The organism is Bacillus sp. PDNC022 (genome assembly GCF_016919285.1).
GTDB lineage: Bacteria > Bacillota > Bacilli > Bacillales > Bacillaceae > Bacillus > Bacillus safensis.
The window spans coordinates 1,876,224-1,903,131 of record NZ_CP070345.1; the positions used below are offsets into that span (position 1 = coordinate 1,876,224).

The 26,908-nt window shown below is 42.4% G+C and carries 23 protein-coding genes; 4 read left to right on the forward strand and 19 right to left on the reverse strand.

Annotation, left to right across the window (positions count from 1 at the left end):
- Positions 1-1,200 carry a globin domain-containing protein gene (locus tag JVX94_RS09780; protein ID WP_205185454.1) on the reverse strand — a complete coding sequence of 400 codons (1,200 nt, stop codon included), beginning with the start codon at positions 1,198-1,200 and terminating at the stop codon, positions 1-3.
- 183 nt (positions 1,201-1,383) lie between these two features.
- On the opposite strand from JVX94_RS09780, the gene JVX94_RS09785 reads away from it, so the two are divergent.
- Positions 1,384-1,815 carry an Rrf2 family transcriptional regulator gene (locus JVX94_RS09785; RefSeq protein ID WP_048238354.1) on the forward strand — a complete coding sequence of 144 codons (432 nt, stop codon included), beginning with the start codon at positions 1,384-1,386 and terminating at the stop codon, positions 1,813-1,815.
- A gap of 160 nt (positions 1,816-1,975) precedes the next feature.
- Complete coding sequence (locus JVX94_RS09790; RefSeq protein ID WP_205185456.1) at positions 1,976-3,451, forward strand: catalase; 1,476 nt, start codon at positions 1,976-1,978, stop codon at positions 3,449-3,451.
- Positions 3,452-3,562: 111 nt separating this feature from the next.
- Here JVX94_RS09790 and JVX94_RS09795 read toward each other — a convergent pair whose 3' ends face one another.
- Positions 3,563-3,883, reverse strand: coding sequence for a YqzG/YhdC family protein (locus tag JVX94_RS09795; protein ID WP_481748192.1), 321 nt, complete (start codon positions 3,881-3,883; stop codon positions 3,563-3,565).
- Positions 3,884-4,075: 192 nt separating this feature from the next.
- Between JVX94_RS09795 and JVX94_RS09800 the strand changes: the two genes are divergently transcribed.
- Positions 4,076-4,324 carry a YhdB family protein gene (locus JVX94_RS09800; RefSeq protein WP_024426598.1) on the forward strand — a complete coding sequence of 83 codons (249 nt, stop codon included), beginning with the start codon at positions 4,076-4,078 and terminating at the stop codon, positions 4,322-4,324.
- Between the two features lie 50 nt (positions 4,325-4,374).
- On the opposite strand, the gene JVX94_RS09805 is transcribed toward JVX94_RS09800, so the two are convergent.
- The 15 genes from JVX94_RS09805 to JVX94_RS09875 all read right to left on the reverse strand — a co-directional run bounded on the left by JVX94_RS09805 (position 4,375) and on the right by JVX94_RS09875 (position 22,270).
- Entirely contained in the window at positions 4,375-5,259 is an 885-nt protein-coding gene (locus tag JVX94_RS09805) for a GNAT family N-acetyltransferase (protein ID WP_205185460.1), read from the reverse strand.
- Positions 5,260-5,509: 250 nt separating this feature from the next.
- Positions 5,510-6,160 (reverse strand): response regulator, encoded by a 651-nt coding sequence (locus JVX94_RS09810; RefSeq protein WP_111291890.1) that lies wholly within the window; start codon positions 6,158-6,160, stop codon positions 5,510-5,512.
- Entirely contained in the window at positions 6,157-7,302 is a 1,146-nt protein-coding gene (locus tag JVX94_RS09815) for a GAF domain-containing sensor histidine kinase (RefSeq protein WP_205185463.1), read from the reverse strand. The genes JVX94_RS09810 and JVX94_RS09815 overlap by 4 nt, the downstream gene beginning before the upstream one ends.
- Before the next feature lie 156 nt (positions 7,303-7,458).
- Positions 7,459-9,204 carry a phospho-sugar mutase gene (locus JVX94_RS09820; protein ID WP_205185466.1) on the reverse strand — a complete coding sequence of 582 codons (1,746 nt, stop codon included), beginning with the start codon at positions 9,202-9,204 and terminating at the stop codon, positions 7,459-7,461.
- Between the two features lie 135 nt (positions 9,205-9,339).
- Positions 9,340-11,001 carry a glycerol-3-phosphate dehydrogenase gene (gene glpD / locus JVX94_RS09825; RefSeq protein WP_047202870.1) on the reverse strand — a complete coding sequence of 554 codons (1,662 nt, stop codon included), beginning with the start codon at positions 10,999-11,001 and terminating at the stop codon, positions 9,340-9,342.
- Positions 11,002-11,140: 139 nt separating this feature from the next.
- Positions 11,141-12,637, reverse strand: coding sequence for a glycerol kinase GlpK (gene glpK, locus JVX94_RS09830; protein ID WP_041089582.1), 1,497 nt, complete (start codon positions 12,635-12,637; stop codon positions 11,141-11,143).
- Positions 12,638-12,652: 15 nt separating this feature from the next.
- Positions 12,653-13,468, reverse strand: coding sequence for an MIP/aquaporin family protein (locus tag JVX94_RS09835; RefSeq protein WP_095408075.1), 816 nt, complete (start codon positions 13,466-13,468; stop codon positions 12,653-12,655).
- Positions 13,469-13,682: 214 nt separating this feature from the next.
- Complete coding sequence (locus JVX94_RS09840) at positions 13,683-14,240, reverse strand: glycerol-3-phosphate responsive antiterminator (protein WP_024425304.1); 558 nt, start codon at positions 14,238-14,240, stop codon at positions 13,683-13,685.
- Between the two features lie 159 nt (positions 14,241-14,399).
- The gene (locus tag JVX94_RS09845) at positions 14,400-15,740 is read right to left on the reverse strand and encodes an aspartate aminotransferase family protein (protein ID WP_205185468.1); all 1,341 of its coding nucleotides are present in this window, start codon (positions 15,738-15,740) and stop codon (positions 14,400-14,402) included.
- A 255-nt stretch (positions 15,741-15,995) separates the two neighbouring features.
- Positions 15,996-17,588, reverse strand: coding sequence for a PucR family transcriptional regulator (locus JVX94_RS09850; protein ID WP_205185470.1), 1,593 nt, complete (start codon positions 17,586-17,588; stop codon positions 15,996-15,998).
- Positions 17,589-17,620: 32 nt separating this feature from the next.
- Complete coding sequence (locus tag JVX94_RS09855) at positions 17,621-18,538, reverse strand: AEC family transporter (protein ID WP_205185472.1); 918 nt, start codon at positions 18,536-18,538, stop codon at positions 17,621-17,623.
- An 85-nt stretch (positions 18,539-18,623) separates the two neighbouring features.
- Positions 18,624-19,040 (reverse strand): VOC family protein, encoded by a 417-nt coding sequence (locus tag JVX94_RS09860; protein ID WP_205185473.1) that lies wholly within the window; start codon positions 19,038-19,040, stop codon positions 18,624-18,626.
- Between the two features lie 352 nt (positions 19,041-19,392).
- Positions 19,393-20,931 (reverse strand): bifunctional GNAT family N-acetyltransferase/carbon-nitrogen hydrolase family protein, encoded by a 1,539-nt coding sequence (locus JVX94_RS09865; RefSeq protein ID WP_012009394.1) that lies wholly within the window; start codon positions 20,929-20,931, stop codon positions 19,393-19,395.
- A 15-nt stretch (positions 20,932-20,946) separates the two neighbouring features.
- On the reverse strand, positions 20,947-21,612 hold the full coding sequence (locus JVX94_RS09870) for an HAD family hydrolase (RefSeq protein ID WP_041089572.1): 666 nt from the start codon (positions 21,610-21,612) through the stop codon (positions 20,947-20,949).
- A gap of 310 nt (positions 21,613-21,922) precedes the next feature.
- Positions 21,923-22,270: a DUF5365 family protein gene (locus tag JVX94_RS09875; RefSeq protein WP_205185475.1), complete on the reverse strand. Its 348-nt coding sequence runs from the start codon at positions 22,268-22,270 to the stop codon at positions 21,923-21,925.
- Between the two features lie 109 nt (positions 22,271-22,379).
- On the opposite strand from JVX94_RS09875, the gene JVX94_RS09880 reads away from it, so the two are divergent.
- Complete coding sequence (locus tag JVX94_RS09880) at positions 22,380-23,288, forward strand: RluA family pseudouridine synthase (protein WP_205185477.1); 909 nt, start codon at positions 22,380-22,382, stop codon at positions 23,286-23,288.
- 37 nt (positions 23,289-23,325) lie between these two features.
- Here JVX94_RS09880 and JVX94_RS09885 read toward each other — a convergent pair whose 3' ends face one another.
- Entirely contained in the window at positions 23,326-23,892 is a 567-nt protein-coding gene (locus JVX94_RS09885; RefSeq protein ID WP_095408068.1) for a class D sortase, read from the reverse strand.
- 48 nt (positions 23,893-23,940) lie between these two features.
- A complete protein-coding gene (locus JVX94_RS09890) occupies positions 23,941-26,844 on the reverse strand; it encodes a 5'-nucleotidase C-terminal domain-containing protein (RefSeq protein WP_205185479.1) in 2,904 nt (967 codons plus the stop codon).
- Between the last annotated feature and the right edge of the window lie 64 nt (positions 26,845-26,908).

Sequence of the window (26,908 nt, forward strand, 5' to 3'; positions counted from 1 at the left end):
TTAGACAACTTCCATTTCTTTCGTGGATTGCCCGCCAAATGCTTCGAAATGAATATTGTGTGCTGGAATTCCCAGCTCTTTTAGTATATGAATGATCTCCTGTGTAAACACCGGGGAACCGCATAGATAAAATTGGCCATTCCCTTCTCCGATCACCGATTGAAGAAATGGACGGTCAATGCGGGAAGCCGCTTTCTCAACAAGCTCACCTTTTCCAGACTGCGCAAATTGTTCGTTACATAGGATGATGCGCCCATTGGAAGCTGATGCTAAAACGCCTTCAAACTCATTTTCAAAAGCGATGACATCCTCTAATCGATCTGCATGAATCATCGTGAATAACTGGCTGTTTTGTGCTGCAGTTTTCACTAAACCAATCATTGGAGTGACACCAGACCCAGCACTGATGAAATAAACAGGCTCTTTTATGTCTTCTTGCAAGCAGAACATTCCCTGCGGCATACTCACTTGAAGAACGTCCCCTTCTTCCATTTCATCATGTAAAAATGTAGACACATGACCATCACGCTTCACTGTAATGCGGTAATAAGATGGATGATGCTCATCTGATAAGCTGTATTGTCTGCTGGACATATAGGCTTCTCCTGGCATATCTGCCTGAACCGTAATGTATTGGCCTGCTTCATACATTGGCAGCTCTGATTCATCTTCTGGTACTAAATAAAAAGAGATAAGCGATGGAGATTCTTGCTTCTTTTTCTTAATCACAAACGGCTTCACATCTGCCCATCCGCCTGTCTGCTTCACATTTTCATCCATCATTTCTGCTTCAATGGTAATGAAAATATTCGCAATGATGTCATATGCAGATTTCCAAGCTAATAAAGTGTCATCTTCTTCTGTTAAACCAAACACTTCTTTCATCGCTTCAATTAGGTGATATCCGACAATTGGGTACTGCTCTTTTTTGACCATGACACTGACATGCTTATGGGCAATTTGTTTGACCGCTGGAAGTAATTCCTCTAATCGATCGATGTGCAGTGCAGCTTGATATAGTGTCGCAGCAAGTGCCTCTGGCTGACTTCCGTTCATGAGATTTGTTTTATTAAATTGATTGAGCAGCTCCGGGTGCTGGCGAATCATATTTTGATAAAAAACAGTGACAAGTTTGGTTCCCTCGGCTTTTAGTAGAGGAGCTGATTGTTTTATTGCATACATTTGATCTTTAGATAACATCGTCATTCCTTCTTTCAAAAGAAGTATTTTAAATACATCTTTATCGTAATGGATGACAGCCTCTAAAAGCAATATTTATAATACATGTTTTAAATGTTGTCACATTTCACACTTTCTCGAACAGTTTTTGTCTAAAATGTGTTACGATGATACAAAACTCTATTAGGTTTAGAGGTCGTCAAAATGAAACTTACGAATTACACAGATTTCTCATTAAGGGTACTCATTTATTTAGCTTCGAGAGAAAACAATGAATTGTCAAATATTCAGCAGATCGCCGATGTTTATGGCATTTCTAAAAATCATCTGACGAAGGTGATTTATCATCTTGGAAAACGCGGGTATGTGGACACGATTCGCGGAAGAAATGGCGGGATCAGGCTTGGAAAAAGCCCAGAAAGCATTAATATTGGAGAGGTTGTCCGTTATACAGAGGATGATTTAGTCATGGTTGAATGCTTTGATCCAAAGAAAAACGGCTGCATTATCTCCCCGATTTGTTCATTAAAGCATGTACTTCATGAAGCACTCACTGCTTATTTAGGCGTACTTGACCGATACACACTAAAGGATTTAACACAAAACAAAGATGCTCTCAGAGAGCTCCTCCTTTAAGGCGAAAGAATTTTATTCTTTCGTCTTTTTCTTTACCTTCTTGTAATAATAATTTATTTAAAATTATTATAAATAAATATTGACTATCATGTTTGATTCAATATAATTAGGGTATATAGATTGCTAGAAAAGACTTTTTTGTTTACAGGAGGAGAAAAGAATGACAAATTCAAATCATAAAAATTTGACAACGAACCAAGGCGTGCCTGTTGGAGATAACCAAAACTCAAGAACAGCTGGTTCCCGCGGACCTACCTTTCTTGATGATTACCATTTGATTGAAAAACTTGCACACTTTGATCGTGAACGTATTCCAGAGCGTGTCGTTCATGCAAGGGGCGCCGGCGCTTACGGTGTGTTTGAAGTAGAAAACAGCATGGAGAAACATACAAAAGCAGCCTTCTTAAGTGAAGAAGGAAAACAAACAGACGTTTTTGTTCGCTTCTCCACCGTTATTCATCCGAAAGGTTCACCTGAAACATTGCGTGACCCCCGCGGCTTTGCTGTCAAATTTTATACAGAAGAAGGCAACTATGATCTCGTTGGTAACAACTTGCCGATCTTCTTTATTCGTGATGCTTTGAAATTCCCTGATATGGTTCACTCTCTCAAGCCAGATCCTGTAACCAATATTCAAGATCCTGACCGTTATTGGGATTTTATGACCTTAACACCTGAATCTACACATATGCTCACATGGCTCTTCTCTGACGAAGGAATTCCTGCAAGCTACGCTGAAATGCGCGGTTCTGGTGTGCATACATTTAGATGGGTGAACAAATATGGCGAAGCAAAATATGTGAAATATCACTGGAGACCTTCTGAAGGTATTCACAACTTATCTATGGAAGAAGCAGCAGAAATTCAAGCAAACGATTTCCAGCATGCGACAAGAGATTTGTATGACCGCATTGAAAAGGGCAATTTCCCAGCATGGGACTTATATGTTCAGCTTATGCCGCTTAGCGATTATGATGAACTTGATTATGATCCATGTGACCCAACAAAAACGTGGAGCGAGGAAGATTACCCACTTCAAAAAGTAGGACGCATGACACTCAACCGCAATCCTGAAAACTTCTTTGCTGAAACAGAACAGTCTGCTTTCACGCCAAGTGCATTTGTTCCAGGAATTGAGGCATCTGAAGATAAACTGCTTCAAGGCCGTTTGTTCTCATATCCTGATACGCAGCGCCACCGTCTTGGTGCGAACTACATGCGCATTCCGGTTAACTGCCCTTATGCACCTGTACACAATAACCAGCAGGATGGCTTTATGACAACGACTCGCCCAAGCGGTCATATTAACTATGAACCAAACCGTTATGACGATCAGCCAAAAGAAAACCCTCACTACAAAGAAAGTGAGCCAGTTCTTCACGGTGACCGTATGGTGAGACAAAAAATTGAAAAACCGAACGATTTCAAACAAGCTGGGGAAAAATATAGAAGCTACTCTGAGGTAGAGAAACAAGCATTGATTAAAAACCTAACAGCTGATTTGAAAGATGTAAATGACAAAACAAAATTACTTGCAATTTGCAACTTCTATCGTGCCGATGAAGATTACGGACAACGATTAGCGGATTCACTAGGTGTGGATATTCGCGCTTATCTTCAAGGAAGCATGAAGTAATTCCATGTCAAAATAAATTGTTGGACAAAGGGCTAAAATGATCTTTATTTTAGCCCTTTGTCTTTTTTTGACTGAACGCCTCGAGCACCCTTTACAAAAAAAGGTGCTTTTTTATAGTCGAAACACGTTAATACTAATCAAATGACCGGTCACCGGATGAAAATAAATTTCTGCATGTGCGGCAAAGAGAGTTGAGCCTTCCTTTACAGTGACGCGAAACACATCTTTTGTCTGCTCGTCATTCACTTGTGTACGGCCAATGTAATGATAATCGTTTAAAGCTGCACCTTTATATTCATCTTTCAGCGCTGTGTACGCAAGTCTTTCCCAATTTTCAAACGGCTGCACCGCTGCTTTTGATGCAGGATGAATCATCAAACTGCCAAGCAAAACGATTCCTGCTGCAATAAGCATCCACCATTTCGGCTGCATGATATCATTGATCTCACTTTCATCTATGTTTTGTTTAGGTTTAGCAGGCCTGTCGTTTTTCATACATGAAGCATTTATTCAGCCTATAATTCCCGGTACACGATTGATGCGGTCACCAACTTTTCCCCTGAAAAAGTCGATATGATCCGAGCAAACTAATGAGGAACTTCTCAAGGGAAAGGAGAAGGTTTAATGAATGTGGCGGATTATGATAAAGCACTTTATTATACGCATCGCTCGCAATGGGATAATTTACTTATTCTTATGGTACGTACGCAAGATGATTTGCTCTCGAAACGTATTGAGCATTTCTTACATGCGTATCAATTTAACCGGAACGATGCCGATGTTGAAAAATGTTTATATGGGCTCCTGCAGTACATTGACCATGCTTCAGAGGCTGCTGCTTCTGAAGTTTATTCACAACCGATGTACACATAAAGAAAAAGGGCTAAAATGAAGTTTATTTTAGCCCTCCCTTTTACATACAATTAGCAGTGCGCTGTGATGGGAAACATAAAGTGGCCTTTTGCCCAATGTTCCTTTGTGTAAATAAATAGTGCATCCTCGTCATTTGGCTTTGTAACCGCGTGTAAACCTTCAATTGTCGTATCAGGCGTGAAATAGAAGATCACTTTTTCCGTTGTTTCCTTCACAATGCTTTCTACAACTTCTTGTACATTTGGCGTTTGAAGCGAGATGATATCAAACACATGCATCGTTTCATTTTCTTCATTCATCAGCACAATGGTATCTAATGCTTCAATATAAAAAATGTCATCCGGCCATACTAATGTAAAATAAAACATCAATAAGCTGCTGTGATGCTGAGCATCCAGCTTCATTGAGTGAGTTTGCCGCTTTTCTGCGAAACGTTCAAGTAATGAGAGGTCTTGCTCCAATGTCAGCTTTTTAACATCTACACCTTTTTTTATTTGAATAGCGCTTTTATTGATATTTAAGCTAAATTCACTTTCGTGATGACGGGTAAAACCAAATCTCGGATAAAAATCTAACACAGTTTCATTAGCAAAAAGAAAGATGACATCACACTCATTTTTGTATTCATCCATGATATGCTGCATTAACTTTGCCGCTAATCCTTTACGCTGATAGGCTTGATCTGTCATAACAGTGCCGATTTGAACTGCTCGATACGTTTGCCCATCAATGATCACTGACATAAGATAGACAGAAGCGTTAGAGATTACCTTCCCGTTATGTACAAAGGAATAAGGTATATATTTTTCATCCCAATAGCCTCTTTCGTACCAGTCACTAAAATCCAAATCAAATGTATCGATCGCAAGCTTATTAAAGCTCTCTTTTAATTTGACATCATGGCGATAATCACTTACTAATTCATATTTTCCCACTTTGATTCCCTCCCATATTAGATTCACCTGTGATTGACCAGTTCATCACCTCCTATAAAATAAAAAAAGACTTGATGAGCATCCACTCGTCAAGTCTTTTACGTTTTTCTATTAGAAATTAGACTGTCCATGCTTCTCTTTTTAAGCAAAAGGGCACATCAAATAACCAACATCTGTGCTCTTTTTTATTCAATTCATTGAATTGAATGTGCGCTTAAAAGTTTTAGCATAACGTCTAAATTCCCTTCTGTCATAACAGCTCTTTTGGCTGATTTTTTTGATAATCGACTGCATACAGAGCCGCTTGGGTTCGATCTGCCAGCTCTAACTTTGATAATACATGTGATACATGCGTTTTGACAGTCTTTTCAGAAATAAACAGCGATGAGGCAATTTCTTTGTTGCTTTTGCCCTTCGCAATCTCAAATAAGACATCTCGCTCTCTATTGGTGAGCTCTTTCATCAATGCCCATTTCTGCTCTTTTGGCTCTGTCAGATGCTGCACGAGAAAGGTCGTGATATGACCATCTAATTGATAGGTGCCATTTTGTACTTCAATCATGGTTGAAAGCAGCTTTTCTGGTGCCACATCCTTTAATTGATAGGCTTTCGCCCCTGCTTGAATGGCGGGAATGACATAATCTTTATCCGCATAGCTTGTCAGGATCACAATGCGGGTGTCCGGCATTTCCAGCATCATTTGTTTCGTTGCCTCAATGCCATTCATTACAGGCATAGACAAATCCATTAAGACTATGTCAGGCTGAGTTTCTCTGACAACCTCTAATGCCTCTTGCCCATTGGACGCCTCACCAACGATGTCCACATCAGGCTGTGTCTGCAAGAAAAACACCAGCCCTTTTCTCACAATATGATGATCATCTGCAATGACAACTCTCATGACGATCCCTTCCTTTCTTGTGAAAATGGCACTTTTACATGAATCGTGGTTCCTTTCCCTAATTCTGAATAGATACAAAATGTACCACCTGCTCTTTGGATGCGGTCAGACATCCCTTTCAGCCCAAGTGAAGGAAGGATCATCTGCTCGTCATATTGAAAACCTTTTCCGCGGTCAATGATTTTCATCTCAAAGGTGTCTCTTGATTGCTCAAGTTTGACCTCGACTTCTTCTACTTCCGCATGTTTTTGACAGTTATTCAGTGCTTCTTGACATACCCGAAACAACGTTTCATTGTGTGAATGATCCATTTCTATACAGCCTAATAAAGATAAGTTGCAGTGTAATCCTAAAAGCTGTGCATACTCTTCAATTGCTGTCGTAAACCCTTTTTCAAGGCCTCTTGGTCTCAGCTGCCAAATGAGTGACCTCATTTCAATCAGAGCATCTTGTGACAAATGCTGAATAAAATCAATCATTTCCCCTAAATTCTGATCGCTAGTCATTTGCCGTGCAGCCTTAGCCGTCAGACTCACAGAGAACAGCATTTGGTTGACAGAATCATGCAAGTCCTGTGCCAGCCGGTTTCTTTCTTCCAGAAGTGCGTGCTGCTGTTCATTTTGCACAAGCTTCATCCGCTGAATCGCTGTTCCAATTTGAAGCGCAATGCTTTCAAGCAAATTCAGCTCTTCTTGCGTAAACGTGACTTTTCCTTTTGCCGCCACATTTAATAAGCCGAACGTACGCTTACACGCTTGTAGTGGAACGGTCGCATGATGAGTTATTCCTTCTGTATCCCCAAGCTTTTCTTCAATCGCCGTTTCAATCCGTTTGCAGTTAATAATATTGGTGGCTGATTGCAGTGTGCCTTTTGTGTAACGGTTGATGCAATAACAATCATTTTGACACATGAGCTGTTTTTGATGCTTTGCGAGTGCTTCAGGTAAGGAAACCTCTGCCATCAGTTCATATGACCCGTCTTTTTCTATAAAATAAATCCATGCTGAATGAAAGCCTGTGACATCCATCAGCATGTGGAGTACTTCATGGAGCGTTTCTTTCATTTCCATGCCTTCATTTAGCTTTTCAGCAATTTCTTTTAACGTTTTTAATGTTTCAACCTTCTCTTGGTATTCTCCCATACTGTTTACCCCCGGCGTTTACAGCCTTCACTTATCATTATGCTCATTATACCATGAGCCACCGCGCGGCTCTTTCTCCAAAAGAGTGATTTCTTCTCATCCTTTTGGCTGAGAAAAAAGCCATCATGCATTCACACACGATGGCCTTGTCTTTCGTTATTTCGCTGTTTCTTCCACAATATCATAAACAACTTTCATCACTTCTTCTGACAGTTGCTTCAGCTTTTCTTCACTATCTGTTAAAGACGTGCCTTTGACTGCAATATAAAATTTCACTTTAGGTTCAGTGCCGGAAGGTCTTAAGCAGAACCACGATCCATCCTCAAGGAAATATTTCAGCACGTTTGATGCTGGCAGGTGAATGGTTTCCTCTTTCTTTTCAGCCACAAGGTGCCTTTGACTTGATTGATAATCCTCGATCACTGTGATGCGCTGCCCTGCGATGGCAGCTGGCGGATTTGTTCTAAAGGTATGAAGGATCGCTGAAATCTGTTCTGCTCCTTCTTTTCCTTTTAAGGTTAACGACTTTAATCCTTCCCGGTAAAATCCAAACTCCTTGAAAATATCGACAAGCGCGTCGTACAAGGACTTGCCCTGCTTTTTATAAAAGGCAGCGACTTCAACGGCTAATAGTGCCGCTTGCACCGCATCTTTATCTCGAGCAAAGTCACCGATCAAATAGCCATAGCTCTCTTCATAACCGAATTGAAACGTGTATTCTCCGCTCTTTTCAAACTGCTTAATTTTTTCTCCAATAAATTTAAAGCCTGTAAGTGTGTCTATCGTGTCGGCCCCAAAAGCTGATGCTACAGCACGCCCAAGCTCACTTGTGACAATGGTTTTCATCACAACAGGACGAGGCGGCAGCTGACCCAGCTTTTGTTTTTCAGACAATAAATAATGGAGCAGCAGGGCGCCTGTTTGGTTGCCTGTTAAAACAGTAAATTCTCCTTCGTGATCTCTGACCGCAATGCCTAATCTGTCAGCATCTGGGTCTGTTGCAATGAGGATATCGGCATTTTGTTTTTCGCCAAGCTTGATGGCGTACTCAAATGCTGCATGCTCCTCTGGGTTAGGCGAGGTCACTGTTGAGAACTGTGGATCTGGTTTTTCCTGCTCAGGCACAACCGTGACATGCTGATAACCTAGAGCCTGAAGCCCGTTTCTGACAGGGTGATTGGCCGTCCCATGAAGCGGAGTAAACACGACTTTGACATCAACCTCATGTGCCAGCTCAGGGTGCACACTTATGGTTTTTAATTTTTCAATATAAGCATGGTCGATTTCTTCTCCGATCATTTTGATCAGTCCTTGCTGTTTCAACGTTTCTTCAGAATCAACTGAAATTGACAGTTCATTTTCAATTGCATCTACTTCTTGAATGACTTGGTCTGCTTCAAATGGAGGCAGCTGCCCGCCATCTTCACCATACACTTTATAGCCATTATATTCTGGTGGATTATGACTTGCTGTCACAACAATTCCAGCAAATGCATGCAACTCACGAACCGCAAAGGAGAGCTCTGGTGTCGGACGCAATTCATCGAATACGTACGTTTGAATGCCTTGTGAAGCAAGTGTTTTGGCTGCTTCCATCGCAAATTCAGGCGATTTATGACGTGAATCATATGCAATGGCGACGCCTCTTTTTTTTGCATCCTCTCCATGTTTCGCAATATACGCAGCAAGACCTGCTGAAGCTTTACGAACAGTATACACATTCATTCGGTTCGTGCCTGCACCAATCTCACCGCGCATTCCTCCAGTGCCGAACTCAAGGTTTTTGTAGAAACAGTCTTCAAGTGCTTGATGATCATCTTGATGCGTCTCCAGCCATTCCCTTAGTTCAGTTTCCAGGTGCTTCTCATTGATCCATCGCTCATAATTCGTCTTCCAACTCATGGTCGTCCTCCTATTTCTTGCCATCATTATAAATAATATCTACTTATATTTTATATCGAATCATCATTAATGTCATGCTATATCAAAAATTGCGATAGACAATTAAAAAAGCCGATACATGATCGGCTTTTCCTTTTATTCAGCATCAAGCGGTACGACTGCTTCATGGAATAGTTGATCTAATTCTGTTTGATGTTTCTGTTTTGCTGCTTCATCCCAGCCAAAACGCTCTGCCATGTAATCAACAACAGGCTGTGCGTATTTTTTTGCCCAATTGATATTAAATAATAGGCTTCCTGTTCTTCTTAAGAAGAAATCGACTGGTGTTACAGCTAGTTCTTCTTCGATCGCATAGACAAGCTCTGCCAGCACATATGCTGGAATGTTTCGTTTGTCTGCTTCCCCTTGAAGCTGCTCTACTCGTTTGTAGACACTGCTGACGTTTGAACCATATTTTTCAGCTAGTTTTTGTGCAATCGGTTCTGTTAAACCAACAGATGCTCCTTCTGCCGTTTTCGCTTGAACAAAAGCTGCCATGTTTTTAGATCCGCCTACATGACCGCCTGAGATTGGCATATGCTTTGTTTTACATGGTCCGTAATCTTTGCCAGTCTCTTGTTTCAATCCATCACGTACGAGATCGACAATATGCTCAGCCATTTTGCGATAGCCTGTTAATTTACCACCAGCAATGGTGATTAAGCCTGAAGATGATGTCCACACTTCATCCTTACGAGAAATTTCTGAAGGATCTTTGCCCTCTTCATGAATGAGCGGACGAAGACCGGCCCAGTTGGACTCCACATCTTTTTCTGTAATATTGAGATCAGGGAACATGTATTGGATCGCTTGAATGACATAGTCGCGATCGGCTTTTGTCATACGCGGATGCTCCAGCTGTTTTTTGTACACTGTATCTGTTGTTCCAACGTACGTTTTGCCTTCTCTTGGAATGGCAAAGACCATACGTTTATCAGGTGTGTCAAAGTAGATCGCTTGTTTTAATGGGAAGACCGATTGGTCGAATACTAAGTGAATTCCTTTTGTATGCTGTAAGTGTTTTCCTTCTTTTGAGTGATCTTTGTCTCTAAGCTGATCTACCCATGGACCTGTCGCATTGACGATCTTCTTCGCATACACATCGTATGTTTTCTTCGTCATGACATCTTCAATGACAACACCAACCACTTTGCCTTTATCATAAATAAATTCTTTTACTTTCGCATAGTTGACCGCTTCCGCTCCGAATTTCACAGCCTCTTTCATCACTTCGATTGTGAGGCGTGCATCATCTGTACGGTATTCAACATAGTAGCCGCCGCCTTTTAAGCCGTCCTTTTTGACAAGCGGTTCTTTTGCAAGCGTTTCTTTCGCACTTAGCATGCTTCTGCGTTCGCTATGCTTTACGCCAGCTAAAAAGTCATACACTCTCAGTCCAATAGAGGTTGAAAACTTCCCAAATGTCCCGCCTTTATGCATCGGAAGAAGCATCCATTCTGGCGTCGTGACATGAGGACCATTTTCGTATACGATGGCACGCTCTTTACCGACCTCTGCGACCATTTTCACTTCAAATTGTTTTAAATAACGAAGTCCGCCGTGCACTAGTTTCGTTGAGCGGCTAGACGTACCTGCTGCGAAATCCTGCATTTCTGCAAGACCGACACGCATTCCGCGTGAAGCCGCGTCAAGTGCTGTACCAGCGCCTGTTATACCCCCACCAATGATAAACACATCATATGGTTTTTTTGTCATTTCCTGCAGCATTTGTTCTCTTTCTAAGCTAGAAAAAGTCATCTCTTGTTCCTCCCATGTTGTACGGTAAAGAAAAAGAGACCGCAAACACCCAAAGCGTATTTCTACACTTCGGTGCCTGCGGTCTCTCCAGTTCTCCAACCGTTCTATTAACTTACTTGAAGTATACCATACTTTTGGTTTATTTGAAAGCTTGAGCTGCTTTTACAGCCTTTTTCCACCCGCTGTATAACGAGTCACGGCTGTCCTCTTCCATTTTAGGGTCAAAGCGCTTGTCAAGATTCCATTGTTTTGCAATGTCTGAACGGTCGTTCCAGAAGCCAACTGCTATTCCCGCAAGATAGGCCGCACCGAGTGCCGTCGTTTCATTAATTTCTGGACGCTCTACTGGTACATCCAGCAAATCACTTTGGAAGCCCATTAAGAAATCATTCTTTACAGCTCCGCCATCTACACGCAAAGTTTTTAATGAGATGTTTGAATCCTTTTCCATCGCATCTAAAACATCCTTCGTTTGATAAGCAAGTGATTCTAACGTTGCACGGACAAAGTGCTCTTTAGAAGTACCGCGTGTTAATCCGAATACAGCGCCTCTGACATCACTGTCCCAGTATGGTGTGCCTAGACCAACGAATGCTGGAACGACATATACGCCATCTGTTGACTCAACGCGCTCCGCATAGGCTTCGCTGTCTTTTGAGTCTTTAAACATTCTCAGTCCGTCGCGCAGCCACTGAATCGCTGAACCAGCTACGAAAATACTTCCTTCTAAAGCATATTCAACTTTACCGTCAATGCCCCATGCAATTGTCGTTAATAAACCATGATCCGACTTAATTGCTTTTTCCCCTGTATTCATCAACATGAAACATCCTGTACCATACGTGTTCTTCGCCATTCCTTCTTCAAAGCAAGCCTGACCGAATAGTGCAGACTGCTGGTCTCCCGCAGCTCCTGCAATCGGAATATTTCTGCCGAAGAAGTGATAGTCTGTTGTTTCACCATAGATGTGTGAAGATGGTTTCACCTCCGGAAGCATAGAAGCAGGTACGCCAAGGATATCCAGTAATTCTTCATCCCATTTCAGATCGTAAATGTTGAACATTAACGTTCTTGACGCGTTGGAGTAATCTGTGACGTGTGATTGACCGCCTGTCATCTTCCAAATGAGCCATGTATCGATTGTGCCAAACAGCAAGTCGCCATTTTCTGCTTTCTCACGAGCACCTTCTACATTGTCTAAAATCCATTTTACTTTTGTCCCTGAGAAATAAGCATCAATGAGAAGACCTGTTTTATTTCTAAACGTTTCATTGTGTCCTTGCGCTTTTAACTCTTCACAAATGCCTGACGTTTGTCTAGACTGCCAAACAATTGCATTATAAACAGGTGCGCCTGTATGTTTATCCCAAACAACAGCTGTCTCACGCTGGTTCGTAATGCCGATACCGGCGATTTGATCTGCTTCAATGCCTGATTCAATTAAAGCAGTTGAAATGACGGATAGAACAGAGCTCCAGATTTCATTTGCATTGTGTTCTACCCAGCCTGGGTTCGGAAAATATTGATTAAATTCCTTCTGAGCTGTATGTGCAATTTTGCCTTCTTGATCAAATAAGATCGCTCTTGAGCTTGTTGTCCCTTGATCTAAAGCGAGAATATATTTTTCTTTTGCCATGGTGTTTTCCTCCCCTTACATACTTTCATTTACAGCATTTGTTTGGTTTTTCGTAGTTACATAGAGTCCTAACAATACCACAACTAAAATAACGCTTACAATCCAAAAGGCTGGAGTGATGTTCGCTTTAAAGGCTGCATTGTAGAAAACACCGCCAAATGCGCCGCCTAAAATTGGACCAACGACTGGCACCCACGCATACTTCCAATTCGATGGACCTTTACCTGGAATCGGCAGAATCGCATGTGCAATTCTCGGACCTAAATCACGTGCAGGGTTGATTGCATAACCAGTTGTACCGCCTAATGAAAGACCAATTGCGACAATTAAGAAACCAACAATCAGCGGATTGACTCCGTCTGCGAATTTATTTGCACCAATCGCTAAAATTCCTAGAACCAATACAAATGTACCGATCACTTCACTAAGTACGTTTGCAAAAGTATGCGGAATCGCAGGACCAGTTGAGAATACACCTAGCTTTGCACCTGGATCGTCTGTTGCTTTCCAGTGCGGTAAGTAATGTAAAAAGACAATAATAGCTCCTATTAATGCGCCAAGCATTTGACCAACAATATACATTGGTACATCAGCCCAAGGAAAACTTCCTTCTAGCGCAAGCCCAATTGTTAGTGCAGGGTTCAAATGCGCTCCGCTGATTCCACCTGTTGCATAAGCTGCTATGGCTACTGCAAATCCCCATCCGAAAGCGATTACAATCCAGCCGGATTGATATGCGAGCGATTTCTTTAAATTGACTGCCGCACACACACCGCCTCCAAAAATTATGAGCAGCATTGTACCTACGACTTCACCCCAAAATGGTGTCATGAAAATTCCTCCTCTGGTTCAGTTGCCATCCCCTATGAATGTGTAGAAAAAGATAAAGAAAAAAGATCCACAACAAACATACTTTACATCAGGGTCATTTGTCACCTAGTAAAGCGCTGTTGTGGATCTCCGTTTCTCCATCACATGATATTAACTTAGTGCTATAGTATCAGAGGATGAAAACGTTGTCAATCAATTTTCACATTTTATCTTTTCACTTTTGGAACGCTTTCCAAAGGGCTGTATTCGATGTTGTCACAGCTGTAGCTCCTGCTTCAAGCGCTCTTTCCACATCTTCTTTTGTACGGATAAATCCGCCTGCAAATATTGGAATCCCAGCTCGCTCGCGCACTTCAGTAATTAAATCCGGCACAACCCCAGGCAATACTTCAATAAAATCTGGACGATGTTTTCCTACGAACTCCATGCTTTTTTCCATCGCACTTGTATCAAGTAAAAACATTCGCTGAATGGCATATACCTTCTTTTGTTTGGCTTTTACTATGACAGAAGACCTAGTAGAAATAATCCCTGCCGGCTTCATTTCCTGACAAATAAATTCCGTTCCATACTCATCATGTTTGATCCCATGAATAAGATCGACATGGACGAACATTTTCTTATGATGGGCATTTGCCTCATTCATAATGCCCTTTAATCGGCCTAAATGGACATCAAGTAAGACCCCATATGTAAATGGACTTTTTAAAAATTCCTCAAATTGCTTCATATTGCGAACAGCAGGTAGAATGGGTTGATCATGAAAACTCATATGCCGTCTCCTTCTAAAGTGTATTAGTTCAGTCTTCTCCTAACAGTAATAGAATCTCTTCTATTTTTCAATACACCTAGTGTATCCAATGCCGATTTTACCTAGAAGCATCTTAATGTATGTGCTCTTCCCATAGAAAAAAGCAGAGAAATCTCTCTGCTATAACTGCGCCATACTTTCTTTTAACGTGTTGATAATAAATGCGGCGTCTTCATTTGTTATATTTAGCGGCGGTGCAAGCTGGGCAACGTTATTATAGCCGGCAACCGTATCACCATTTTTGCCGATGATCAGTCCGCGTTTTTTACATTCTGCAATCAATTGACCGACAACCTGTGGATCAGCCGGTTTTTTAGACTGTTGATCTTGAACAAGTTCAATACCAAACAGCAGGCCTTTCCCTCTGACATCACCGACAAATGGATGCTCTTTTAACTCTTGCAAACGTTCGAGCATGTCTTGCCCAAGCGTGTCAGACCGTTCTACTAATTTCTCGTTTTCCATGATCTCTAGGTTGGCAAGGGCAACCGCACAAGAAGCAGGGTGACCGCCAAATGTATTTACATGGCGCAGTCTGTCATACGTATCTTCCCCTGCGTACGCTTCATAAATGTCTCGTTTCACGCACGTTGCAGAAAGAGGTAAGTAGCCGCTTGTGATCCCTTTTGCCATTGTGATGATGTCCGGCTTTACTTCCTCATGCATAAAACCAAACCGCTTCCCTGTCCGGCCAAATCCGCAGATGACTTCATCCACAATGAGAAGTGCTCCATGAGCCTCACAGATGTCTTTGACCCTCTTCAAATACCCTTTCGGAGGCATTAAGATACCGCCGCCCGTAATAATCGGCTCCATAATGACCCCAGCAATGGTCTCACTTAGTTCCCACGTCATGGCTTGATCGATTGCCGCTGCACTTGCCAATGTATCTTGATCCTCAGGATGACGATACATATCAGGTGGTGCGACATGGATAAAGCCTTGACCTAATGGTTCATATTTATATTTACGCTGCGCCTGCCCCGTTGCGGCAAGGGCTGCTGCTGTATTGCCGTGATACGACCGATACCTGGAGATGAACTTTGTTCTTGTGCTCTCTCCTTTTTGCGCATGATATTGTTTGGCGATCTTAAATGCAGCTTCATTGGCTTCAGAACCGCTGTTAGAAAAGAAGATCACATAGTCCCCGCCGAGCCATTCATTTAGCTTTTCAGCCAGCTGAATCGCAGGCACATGGCTTTGCGTCAGCGGATAGTAAGGCATTGTATTTAGCTGCTTATATGCCGCTTCTGCAAGCTCTTTTCTGCCATAACCGGCATTTACACACCAAAGACCTGACATCCCGTCTAGATATCGATTCCCATAGATATCTGTCACCCATGCGCCTTCTGCCTCGTGAATGACCATGCTTTCATTTTCCTTGTTTGTCCCTTTCATATGATGCCAGATCAACTGATCATCTTTCGCCTGAAGATTTTGAGCCTGATCATGAATTTTCATCTTCCCGCCCCCATGTATCCGTTTTCATCATTAAAGAAACTTAGACCAGTTCAGCAGCACACTGCCTCTCCATTCATTATATGGATGAAAAGGGAGGCATATGAAACCGAATCTAGGCCGCCCGTAAGAGAGAACCAATCGTTATTTTCATTATAAAAAAGGGGACGGGCTGATTACATTAGACAGATCGTCAACTGATTGAAAAGAACGATAAGACACTCTACTCGGTTGCCTTAGCAAATCTAACAGACCTTGTTAACGACGATTTCCTTGCAGGAATTCATATGCAAGAATCGCAAATTCAAGCGCCTGTCGTTTCGGTGCCTGCATCATATCCTCACCAAGCAATGCATGCAGTTTATCGAGTCTATGATAAAGGGTCTGCCTCACAATATAGAGCCGGCTTGCAGTTTCCTTTTTAGAACCGTTTGTCTGTAAAAAGATATTCAGCGTTTGATAGAGTCTTCCGCTATTTTGCTTATCATATAAAATCACAGGCTCCAAATACTCTTTCACCATACATTCAAGCAGTCCGCTTTCCTGCATGACAGGCATGAGTCGGAGCATATGCAAATCTTGATAAAATGGGCTTTCCACCCGCTGGGGCATCACTTTCTTTATATGCAGCACTTCCTTGGCTGCTTGAAAGCTTTTTCTCATATGCTGAAACTGTTCACAATATGGACCGATGCCAAAATTGATCACAGTTCCGCGAGGCTGCTCCCGATCATACAATTGTTTGATGTCAGCTGCCGCCTTCTCTGCACGCTCTTTCCAGTCTTCCTTCTTTCTTGTGTTCAATAAAATAAATAAGGTTTGTCCTTGATGCTCATACGGAATCAAATGGAAACCTGCTCGCTGAAAGATGGAGCGGCACGATACGAGAAAATAAAGATTTCCTGCAATTTCTTCGATTTGATGATGCTTTTGAAAGAGCATGACCACACAGCCGGTTGGTTTTTTCAATCCTTCTGTTTCTTCAAGATGCTCTAAAATATCTCTTTCTGTATGCTCTTCTTGGAACCATTTTTGCAGCCATTCGTTCTCTTTTGTCTTCTTCAGCTCTTCTGTATAAAGCTCTCTTAACGTTTGCTGGGCAAGAGCATTTGCTCCTTTATCCATTACGAGAAGTTCGAATTCTGAGAGCGCGTTCGTTTGATGAATAAGCACAAGGTCTGCAAATGTCTGCTTGAGTGCGAGCACTTGTTTTTGGGTCACTTCGTATCCTTTTGGTAAGGAAGCAAACTGTAAATAATTCATGACCAGCTCTTCGGTTTGTTTGGAAGAATCACATAAAATAATCGGCTCCCCCTGAACAGGAATGAGTAAAAGAATGCCCCTTACGTGCTGATACACTTGATCCAAAATATCCATCTGCGGATGCGGAGTCAGTAATAGCTCATTCAGCTTTGATGATAGCGCTTCTAAATCAGCCATCATTTGATATTGGCGTTCAATCATCATCGTATGGAGATGCTGTGTGATGTTGACGAATTTCACTTCTTTTGTAAACAGAATCAGCGGAAAATCTCTTTCTTCTGCATAAGCAATCAGTTCTTCCGGCACATCGAATCTGAGCGGAACAAATTCAATACACAAGCCTGCCGCACCAGAATCAATCAGCTGTTTTAAAAATGCTTGGAACACATCTAATTGATCATGAAAGCCTGCGGCTGTTGTTAATATGAGCTCTCCCCCATTTAACAAATCTTCTACAGCAGGCACTTCTAGCACATGAACCCATTTGACCTGCCGAAACAATCCCTTTTCTCCTGCTAACACTTTTGCATGGGCAAAATACTTTGTTTTCAACACATCACTCACTTGAAAATGAACATCTACATTCATTGATATGTCCCCCTTTGTTTGCCGCCCATCCCCTATCCCAGAGGGTGCATAGATAAGATCCATAATAAAACAGGTAAAGTCACGATGCTTAAAACGGTACTGAGAAATGTCGTGCTTGAGACAAACTCAGGCTTCGTTCGAAATTGTACAGCCATCAGCGTGGTATTTGCTGCTGTTGGCATGGCTGCAACTAAAATCATAATTTGTTTCACTAGATCATCTACCGGTAAAATGAGTGTAAAACCAAATGCGATGAGTGGTGAGATAAACAGCTTCAGCAATACAGCATAAGAAATATTGCGATAATCCACTTGCTTAAAAGAAATGACGGCAAGCTGCATGCCTAAAATAAGCATAATCGTTGGTATGGCAGCATCCCCAACTAGCTGAACACCCGTCATCACCTCTTTAGGTAATGAAAGATCAATCAGCTGAAATAATAGACCGAGGAGTGCCCCATATGCAACCGGCATACGCAGCACTTTTTTCAGCACAACCTTTCCATCTCCTGCATCCTCTCCGCCCTTTGCTGCATAATACATACCGATTGTACTCATAACAAGCTGCTGCAGCACCATTAACACAATCGCAATATCAAGCCCAGCAGCTCCGAAGACAAGAAGGACAACGGGTGTGCCGTAATTCCCATTGTTCATAAAGGCTGACGACAGAATCATGGCACAATACATTTCATTCGAAAAACCATAAATACGAGATAAAATAAAGACACATAAAACAAGTGAAAGACAAAGTCCGACGACAAAAATAGATAGGTACACATAGTCCATCGACACTTTGTTTTGATAAAAGGTTTCAAACGCCAGAAATGGTGACATTAAATATAAAGACATTGATGAGAGCGTATGTATGTCAAAACCAATGGCCTTCTGCCCAATATATCCGATAAGAAAGATGCCGAACACTGGCAGTAAGACAAGTAAAAACTCCATGCTGCACCTACTTTTCTCTAGATGAATTCCTATTTTTTGCTTCCTCATTATCATACCACTGTTAAACAATAAAAAAGAAGCACCCTTATGAAAGGACGCTTCTCTCCTCATCCATATAGAACACTTCCCACAAATGACCGTCAAGATCCTGAAAGCTCCAGCCATACATAAACCCATGATCCTGCTTTTCCTTAAACGGTGAACCGCCTGCTGCCATCGCCTGCTCCACCAGCTCATCGACCTCTTTTCGTGAATCAACCCGCATAGAGACAATGACCTCTGATCCCTGCCTTGCATCCACCAATTGTTTCTCTGAGATGGTTTGAAAATGCTTATGGGATAACAGCATGACCGTAATGGTGTCACCAATGACCAAACAAGCTGCCTGATCATTCGTAAGCTGCTCTTGAAACTCAAAACCCAGCTGCTCAAAAAAAGCCCTTGATTCCTTGACATGCTTTACCGGCAAATTGATATACAGATGTTTAGCTTGTCGCCCCATATTCCTCTCCTTTTTGAACACATGATCTCCTTTCAGTATATTCGGATTTTGCTCCGGCATCCCTTTATCACATAAATAAGTGCTCCGTCTTATTTAGGCAATAAATGATAATGAATCTTGAACCGGTAGCAGCGCTCATGCTGCTACTATGTCTCTTAAAAAATGCAATCAAAAAGAAGCGCCTTGTGATAGGCGCTTCTTTTCAGCGTGATAGAAAACCTTTGCAGTCTAGGAAGGTCGAGCACCGGAGCGGAGCGAATGAAACATTCGTGAGCACTGGAGCGCAGACCTGACACCGAATGCGAGGGTTTGTCTGCGCGCTGAAGCGCCTTGTGACAGGCGCTTCCTTTTATTATTTCTTATATTCAATATGGTACACGTCTCTTCTACGGTCTTTGAGCTGACGTACCGTTCCATCTTGCCGCTGTCTTCTTAAAATTTCTAAATCGACATCGCCAACGACAACCATCTCTATATTCGGATTACACTCTCCTACAATCCCATCTCTTGCAAATTCAAAGTCAGATGGGGCAAAAATGGCTGATTGTGCATATTGGACATCCATATTTTCGGTTTGCGGAAGGTTTCCGACAGTTCCTGAGATCACGGTATAAATCTGGTTTTCAACCGCTCTAGCCTGTGCACAGTAACGCACTCTTAAATAGCCTTGACGGTCTTCTGTACAGAACGGAGTAAAAATAATTTTTGCTCCTTTATCAGCTGCAATCCGAGCAAGCTCAGGAAATTCAATATCGTAGCAAATTTGGATTGCAATTTTTCCGCAGTCCGTATCGAATACTCGAACTTGATCACCTGCTGAGATCCCCCACCATTTTCTTTCATTCGGTGTGATATGAAGTTTATATTGCTTTTCAATCGTTCCATCACGTCTAAATAAATAAGCGATATTGTAGATTTTCCCTTCTTCTTCAACGAAATGGGACCCGCCAATGATGTTAATGTTGTACTTCACAGAAAGGTCTGTGAACAAATTAATGTAGTCCTCGGTATATTCCGTGATCCGCTGAACTGCAAGACTTGGGGAACGCTCCTCTAAATAAGACATGAGCTGCGTTGTAAAAATTTCTGGGAATACGGCAAAGTCAGCTGATGCATCTGATGCGACATCAACATAATACTCTACCTGATTCATAAATTCCTCGAAGGAATGAATTTGTTTCATCGCATATTGAATGACGCAAATGCGAACTGGGAACGCCGATTTATAATATCTTTTCGATTGCGGACGATAATCAACATTGTTCCATTCCATTAACGTCGCATATGTGCTGGATGCCTTATCATCCGGCAAGTAATTCGGATTGATCCGCATGAGGCTGAATTCATTTAACAGCTGAAAAGATAAAACAGGATCATAAATTTGGTGAAGCATGACCTGCTCCACATATTGACGAGGCGTCATTTCCTCTTGGTATTTATGATAATTCGGGATGCGTCCGCCAATGATGATGCTTTTTAAATTTAATCTTCTCGCTAAGTCTTTTCGTGCTTCATATAACCGATGGCCAATTTTCATGCGGCGGTACTCAGGACTAACCATAACCTCAATTCCGTACATATTCATCCCATCTGGATTATGGTTTGTGATGTACCCATCATCTGTAATGTCCTGCCAAGTATGACGGTCATCGTATTCATCAAAGTTAATTAATAAACTTGAACAAGAGCCAATGATTTCCCCCTCAAATTCAGCACAAAACTGTCCTTCTGGGAAATGCTCAAGATGGCTTTCAAGGTGCTCTCGTTTCCAAGGGTCCATGCCCGGAAAGCATACCTCCTGCAAGGCAATAATTCGGTCAATATCTTCTTCCCGGATATTACGGATGACCATTCTTTTTTCAAACCGCGTTAAATCGAGTTTTTCTGCCATGATGTTTTTGCCCCCTTACTGATCCTCTTTTTCAAGCTGATGGAATAGCTGGAGCAATTCAATTTCAGCCATGGATTCTAATCTGACATCATATTCTTCAAATTGCAGCGTGCTCGTCACTTTGTTTGGGACGATAACGCATTTCATGCCTGCCCGTTTGGCAGCAACTGACCCATTCACTGAATCCTCAAATGCCACACAATCCTTTGGCTCTACACCTAAGCAGCTTGCGGTTTGCAAATAAAGCTCTGGATGAGGTTTGACTTCTTCCACATCATCTGACGTGCGGATACATTCAAAGTAATCGAAAAGACCAATCTGCTTCAGGTGATCAGACACCCATTTATAGTCTGAGCTGGAAGCAAGTCCAATCTTGATCCCAAGCTCCTTCGCTGCCTGTAAATAAGCTTCTACGCCAGGTCTTGCTGATTCGTCCTTCATTCTCTTTTGAAAACGAGAACGCCGGTCCGCTGTGAGTGCCTCATGATCAAGCGTCTTTCCCAGCTGCTTTTCCAAGTATTCAAATGGCTTAAAGCCTGCCTGCGTCCCGATGACGTTGCCCCATACGGAAAGAGGCAGCTCCGACTCATGCTCCGCAAACATTTCTTGCAAGACTTCATATTCATGTGTTTCTGTATCTAAAATTAATCCATCAAAATCAAATATAATCGCCTTTACCAACGAGGCCACTCCTTTTTTTACGAAAGTCTTTATTATGATACTCAATGCTATCATATCGTGAATAAAATTGACTTTCAAAGATGAATGTCTGCTAAAATAATTATGTATAAAAGGAGCCTGTACCATTTTGTCAGGCTCCTACCCGTGTTCGGTTCATTCTGCAAGAGATCCAAGCGCTCCGATTCGTGGAGAAATAGGCAATGTTGAAAAAGAGCGGGTTTGGTATTACAGATCTTAAAGGTTTCTCCGTTCCCTTAAAAATAGTATGTGCGGCAGCCTTGTAAGTTAACAAGGAAGTTCACACCAACTTTTACGCATTTTGAAGGCGGCGGCTGGAAAAATCGTCTAAATCAAACGGAAAAGAAAAGCCGCATGCATTGACCTGCTCACGGTTTCGCTCGAATAGTTCACGATCACGCTTTGTAATATGGCGTTTAGGTTTGACAATAATGGTATGTAATAGCTGAAGTCCCGATAAAATACGAAAAGCATCGTCCATCGTTCCGTTATAAACTCCTTCAACAAAGGTAAGCGGTTGTTCTTTTTGACGCGCGGCGGACTGTTCTCCGCCAGTATGGGATAGAAGCTCTTCTACATCCTTTGATATTTCTCCAATCGCCTGCTCCTGCAGTTCTGTAGCAGCTTTCATTAATCTCACGTGACATCTACCTCTCTGTCGTTATTTCTCCATTCAGAATAGCACAGAAAAAAAGGCGTTCGCCAAGGTAAGTGTTTCCTATATATACCCAAAGAGAGGAACGGATTTCATGAACATTAAAGGACACACGCTCTCGCTAAAAGCAGGTGAGCAGCATCATGACATTTCACTGAGTCAGTTTTTAAAAACAGCCGTGTCGGCCTCAAAACCAATTATCCATTTTTGGATGGAGCACCAAAAAATACGATTAAATCAAAAGCCTGCCCATCACGCGGCAAAAGTCAGTACAGGCGATCACATCTTGATCGATTTATTTGAAACGGAAGAGAGTGATGTGACGCCAGAATATGGTGAATTAGAGGTGCTCTTTGAGGACGAGCACTTATTGATTGTGCAAAAGCCCGCTGGACGACCAACGCACCCGAATGAAAAGGGACAAACGGGCACACTGGCTAACCTTGTGGCCTTCCATTTTCAAGCAAATGGCGAAGAGAAACGGGTGAGACATATTCACAGGCTTGATCAAGATACAAGCGGCACTGTCATTTTTGCTAAACATAGGTTAGCTCATGCTGTGCTTGATCAAATGCTTTCTAAAAAAACGATCCGCAGAACATACATCGCCATCGCAGAAGGACTTTTCAAGAAAAAGAAAGGCACTATCGATGCAGCGATCGGACGTGATAAGCATCATGCTGTCAGACGAAGAATCTCTCCTACTGGTCAAAGTGCTGTGACTCATTTTCAGGTTATGGACACCAATAAACGTCTGCAAATGACAGCTGTTAAGCTGCAATTAGAGACCGGAAGAACACATCAAATTCGTGTCCATCTTAGCAGTCTCGGGCATCCATTAGCCGGGGATACACTTTATGACGGGGCTCGCACTCATATCAACAGATGTGCTCTGCACGCCAAACAAGTAGACATGACACATCCTTTTACAGGTGAGCACTTGAGCATAGAAGCACCGCTTCCACTAGATATGGCTCAGCTCATGGACGAGATCATTCATTAAAAAAGAGCCTGCTATTGATAAGCAGGCTCTTTTTTCTTTAGACAGACGCTCTTTTTGCATAAATAATGTACCGCTCTGGTGCATTGCCGACGAAATGAAATGGATAGCATGTCGTTAACACGAGCTCTTCCTTTTCATTCTGCAAAGTAATAATGGAAGTATCATGCTGATCCACGATTTTCGTATGCGTAATTTCATAAACAAACTCACCATACGGCACAGTGATTTTCAGCTGATCCCCAATATCCAGCTCACCTGTTCGGCGAAATACCGTATCACGATGGCCAGATAGGACGATTTGTCCCTTCTGATCAGGGTAATAACTGCCTTTGTAATGCCCGACTCCTTTGGCAAGATCATCTGCATCTGTCCCTTCGACAATGGGCAGGTCCGCTTTTAATTTCGGAATCGTCAGGATGCCAGAAGCTTTCCCTATTTCAGGAGAAAACTTCTTCTTTGACATCCCTTGATCGTCCGCTACTGCCTTCTTCGCGTCTTCTAATGATTGTGCCGTTTGAAGGTGCGTAGAGGCGATTTGCCAAATTCCCCAGCCGAGCAAGATTATTCCTGCTGTCATCACAGTAAGTGCAAGCCACTTTTTCATGCTTAAACTCCTTTGCCTGTTACATTTCTCTTAGATGATTCACTCTCTTTAGCTTGCTGCTTTTTCTTCTTGTTTTGCTTTTTGAATTCGACCCTCTTTTTGATACACAATAGAAGCTCCTTCAAAGCTCTTCACAAAAGCGACAGTGGCTTCTAAATCCTCTGGACCTGTTTCGGGATTTTTCCCCAGCCGGCCTATCGGCGCATATTTACTGCCAGTGGCAGTTGCCATAAAGTTATTCACGGTGAGTGTATATGTTTGATCGGGCGCAACGGATGAACCATCAGGCAGCTTTAAGTCGACTACTTTATATGTTACCGGATCATAGGAATATGAAAAGCCCGAAATGCTATAATCTGGTCCAAATTGAGGTGAAATTTGCGCTTCTATAATCTCAGCCAAGTCTTTCCCCTCAATCTCAAGTTTCACTAAGACGTTGCCGAAAGGCTGAATATTAAACAGATCTCCCCACGTAATCGGCCCTTTTTCAAGGTTTTGCCTGATCCCGCCGCCATTCATCATGGCAAAATCACTTTTCATAGAATATCTCATACCATCGGCAATCAAATTACCGAGCGGCGTGTCTCCATCATTTGAATAGCCGCCTTCCATTTTGACACCGGCTTCTCCAACTACCTCACTAATAATCGGCTCAACTTCTTTCCCGTAATGAGCTAAGATGCCGGCTGCTTCCTTGTCCTTTTCAATACCAGATTGGTCTACATACTGGATATTTGCACTCTTTTTGACAATATCCTTCGTTTTGCGGTCAAGCGTTACATTGACTTCGCCAATAGCCTTCCCGTATTCAAAGGCTTGAACAATTAATTTCCCATTGACCTCTCCGTTTACCACTTCGTGATTATGCCCTGCAAAGATGACATCAATTTCATCATCGCCTTCTTTGGCAAGCTTTGCACTCTCCCCAGTGATGGTATCTCCATTTTGGGAGGCTGTCATATGAGCTAAAACTGCAATGGCTTTGATCCCTTTTTGTTTTAATTCCTTCGCAGCATCATTCACGGCTTTGACTTCATCTGTAAATTGAATGTCTTTAATCCCTTCTGGCATCACCATTCCGGCGGCTGACTTTGTCACAACACCGATAAATGCTACAGGGATTCCTTCAACATCCATGATTTCATAAGCAGGTAAAAGTGGTTTGCCTGTCTCCTTGTATTCACAGTTTGCACAAACGAGCGGAAAATTCTGTCCATCATATCCCTTTGTGCCTTTAGGATGATCTCCACCATTTATGATACGTAATAGCTCGTCCACGCCTTCATCAAATTCATGGTTGCCAACCGTGCCAACATCAAAGCCAATGTTCTCCATGAGTTCAACTGTTGGTTCATCTTGAAGAAGAGAAGATATTGGAGAGCTGCCGCCAATCATATCTCCAGCATGGACTGTGATCGTATTTTTGTGTGCTGCTTGTTTTTGTTTCATATAAGCCGCCACATAATCCATCCGTCCGTACGTTCCTTTATTACCATCACCTTTCAGGTCCAGTTCATATTGTTGATCAATTTTCCCGTGTAAATCATTCATGCTTAAAATGGTTAATGGGACTTCCCCAGCTTCTTCTGCCGGCTGATAGCCAGCCTGTTCTGCTTCTTCTTTTGAAGCAAAAAAGATGCGTTTATCTACAGCGATTTCTTTCCAGCTGTCAGGCGATACATAGGTTTTCGCCGATGAATCACCGACATAGCGTGTCAGTCCTTTTTTCTGTTCACGTGCTCTAAATTCAAACGGCTGTTCCAGCAGCGGATCCGCTTCATTCCAAATGCCCAGCCCTTTTTCTTTCGCCTCTTTGACAGCTTTTTGGAACGTCTGATAGTCCTTTTCATCTCCAACTGGCCAGATGAAATACGTAGGGGCATATCCTTTTTTCACAAGCTCTAAATTCGTATTAACCCCTTTTTTGGTTTTCACTTGAGCTAAAAGACGTCCGTAGCCGTCCTTCGCTTCAGGACCGATCTTTAATGTGACTTTATCTCCGCTTGAAAGAAGCGTATTTAAATAGTCCGCCGCCTTCTGTCCAAAACGCAGCTGGTTTTGATCTAATTCATTTTTTGGCTTATGGTACGTTTCCGGCGTATCCATATTCACAAAGCGCACCTTTGTTGTACCAAGCACAGGCTTCTTTAGATGAATCGTATCTCCATCTACCACCCGGTCAACCGTTGCCGCATATTCTTTCTTGATTTTTGGCGGCTTTGGCTGGCGTTTCAGCAGGCTGACATCACCCTTGTGTCTTGGAAGCACCTGCAGCGTATCATATCTGCTTAACACTCCTGTAAACTCATACCATTTCCCTGTCTTTACTTCATCAATGGCACTTGTATCCACCATCACTCTAAGGATGGTGCTGTGATATTTTTTATCAATGATCATCACATTGTATCCACCACCAGCCGGCTGCTCTGGTTTTGATTCAACATAGCCTTTGACCTTCACAAGTTTTCCTTCATGTTTACGTGCCTGATCCGTTTCTAGTTGTTTCAGTGAGACTCGCTTCGGCTTTGGTAAGGTTTGATTCACACCATCGATTTTCAGGCGGTCTCGATCTGGCACAATTTCAATCAGTCCTTTATAAGACGTGATCTTACCCGATACTGTCACCTTCATGCCCGCTTTTAGTTCTGGGAAATTGCTTTGCTGTGCTGAATAAATATTGATTCCAGCTGATTGATCTTGAATGTATGTTGAGAGTTTCCCATTGCCTATAGCAGATTGATCTGCTGTCACAATTCCGCTCACCGTCACCGTCTCCCCGATCAGCTGGCGGGCTTTCTTGATTTTGATTGGCTTCTTTTGGTTCCATACCGTTTCCTTCTTTTCAGACGCGCTGGCTTGTTCTGCTGTGATCATGCCAGGCAGTAAGGATTGCAGACTAAAGATCACCAAAACCAAACAGCAGATCATTCGAATGGATCGAACACGTTTCATTAGACCTCTCCCCTTCTGAGCTTCATCTCTCATAGTGTACTAAGTAAATATTGATGGTAGATGG

What these genes read in the sequence shown, in the direction of transcription:
- JVX94_RS09885 (WP_095408068.1), bottom strand. Translation starts at nt 23,892, where the DNA reads ATGAAAAAGTGGCTTGCACTTACTGTGATGACAGCAGGAATAATCTTG.
- JVX94_RS09845 (WP_205185468.1), bottom strand. Translation starts at nt 15,740, where the DNA reads ATGAAAATTCATGATCAGGCTCAAAATCTTCAGGCGAAAGATGATCAG.
- JVX94_RS09865 (WP_012009394.1), bottom strand. Translation starts at nt 20,931, where the DNA reads ATGGCAGAAAAACTCGATTTAACGCGGTTTGAAAAAAGAATGGTCATC.
- JVX94_RS09840 (WP_024425304.1), bottom strand. Translation starts at nt 14,240, where the DNA reads ATGAGTTTTCATGATCAACCCATTCTACCTGCTGTTCGCAATATGAAG.
- JVX94_RS09795 (WP_481748192.1), bottom strand. Translation starts at nt 3,883, where the DNA reads ATGCAGCCGAAATGGTGGATGCTTATTGCAGCAGGAATCGTTTTGCTT.
- JVX94_RS09800 (WP_024426598.1), top strand. Translation starts at nt 4,076, where the DNA reads ATGAATGTGGCGGATTATGATAAAGCACTTTATTATACGCATCGCTCG.
- JVX94_RS09780 (WP_205185454.1), bottom strand. Translation starts at nt 1,200, where the DNA reads ATGTTATCTAAAGATCAAATGTATGCAATAAAACAATCAGCTCCTCTA.
- JVX94_RS09815 (WP_205185463.1), bottom strand. Translation starts at nt 7,302, where the DNA reads ATGGGAGAATACCAAGAGAAGGTTGAAACATTAAAAACGTTAAAAGAA.
- JVX94_RS09880 (WP_205185477.1), top strand. Translation starts at nt 22,380, where the DNA reads ATGAACATTAAAGGACACACGCTCTCGCTAAAAGCAGGTGAGCAGCAT.
- JVX94_RS09785 (WP_048238354.1), top strand. Translation starts at nt 1,384, where the DNA reads ATGAAACTTACGAATTACACAGATTTCTCATTAAGGGTACTCATTTAT.
- JVX94_RS09835 (WP_095408075.1), bottom strand. Translation starts at nt 13,468, where the DNA reads ATGACACCATTTTGGGGTGAAGTCGTAGGTACAATGCTGCTCATAATT.
- glpD (WP_047202870.1), bottom strand. Translation starts at nt 11,001, where the DNA reads ATGACTTTTTCTAGCTTAGAAAGAGAACAAATGCTGCAGGAAATGACA.
- JVX94_RS09790 (WP_205185456.1), top strand. Translation starts at nt 1,976, where the DNA reads ATGACAAATTCAAATCATAAAAATTTGACAACGAACCAAGGCGTGCCT.
- JVX94_RS09820 (WP_205185466.1), bottom strand. Translation starts at nt 9,204, where the DNA reads ATGAGTTGGAAGACGAATTATGAGCGATGGATCAATGAGAAGCACCTG.
- JVX94_RS09860 (WP_205185473.1), bottom strand. Translation starts at nt 19,040, where the DNA reads ATGGGGCGACAAGCTAAACATCTGTATATCAATTTGCCGGTAAAGCAT.
- JVX94_RS09850 (WP_205185470.1), bottom strand. Translation starts at nt 17,588, where the DNA reads ATGAATGTAGATGTTCATTTTCAAGTGAGTGATGTGTTGAAAACAAAG.
- JVX94_RS09855 (WP_205185472.1), bottom strand. Translation starts at nt 18,538, where the DNA reads ATGGAGTTTTTACTTGTCTTACTGCCAGTGTTCGGCATCTTTCTTATC.
- JVX94_RS09810 (WP_111291890.1), bottom strand. Translation starts at nt 6,160, where the DNA reads ATGAGAGTTGTCATTGCAGATGATCATCATATTGTGAGAAAAGGGCTG.
- JVX94_RS09890 (WP_205185479.1), bottom strand. Translation starts at nt 26,844, where the DNA reads ATGAAACGTGTTCGATCCATTCGAATGATCTGCTGTTTGGTTTTGGTG.
- glpK (WP_041089582.1), bottom strand. Translation starts at nt 12,637, where the DNA reads ATGGCAAAAGAAAAATATATTCTCGCTTTAGATCAAGGGACAACAAGC.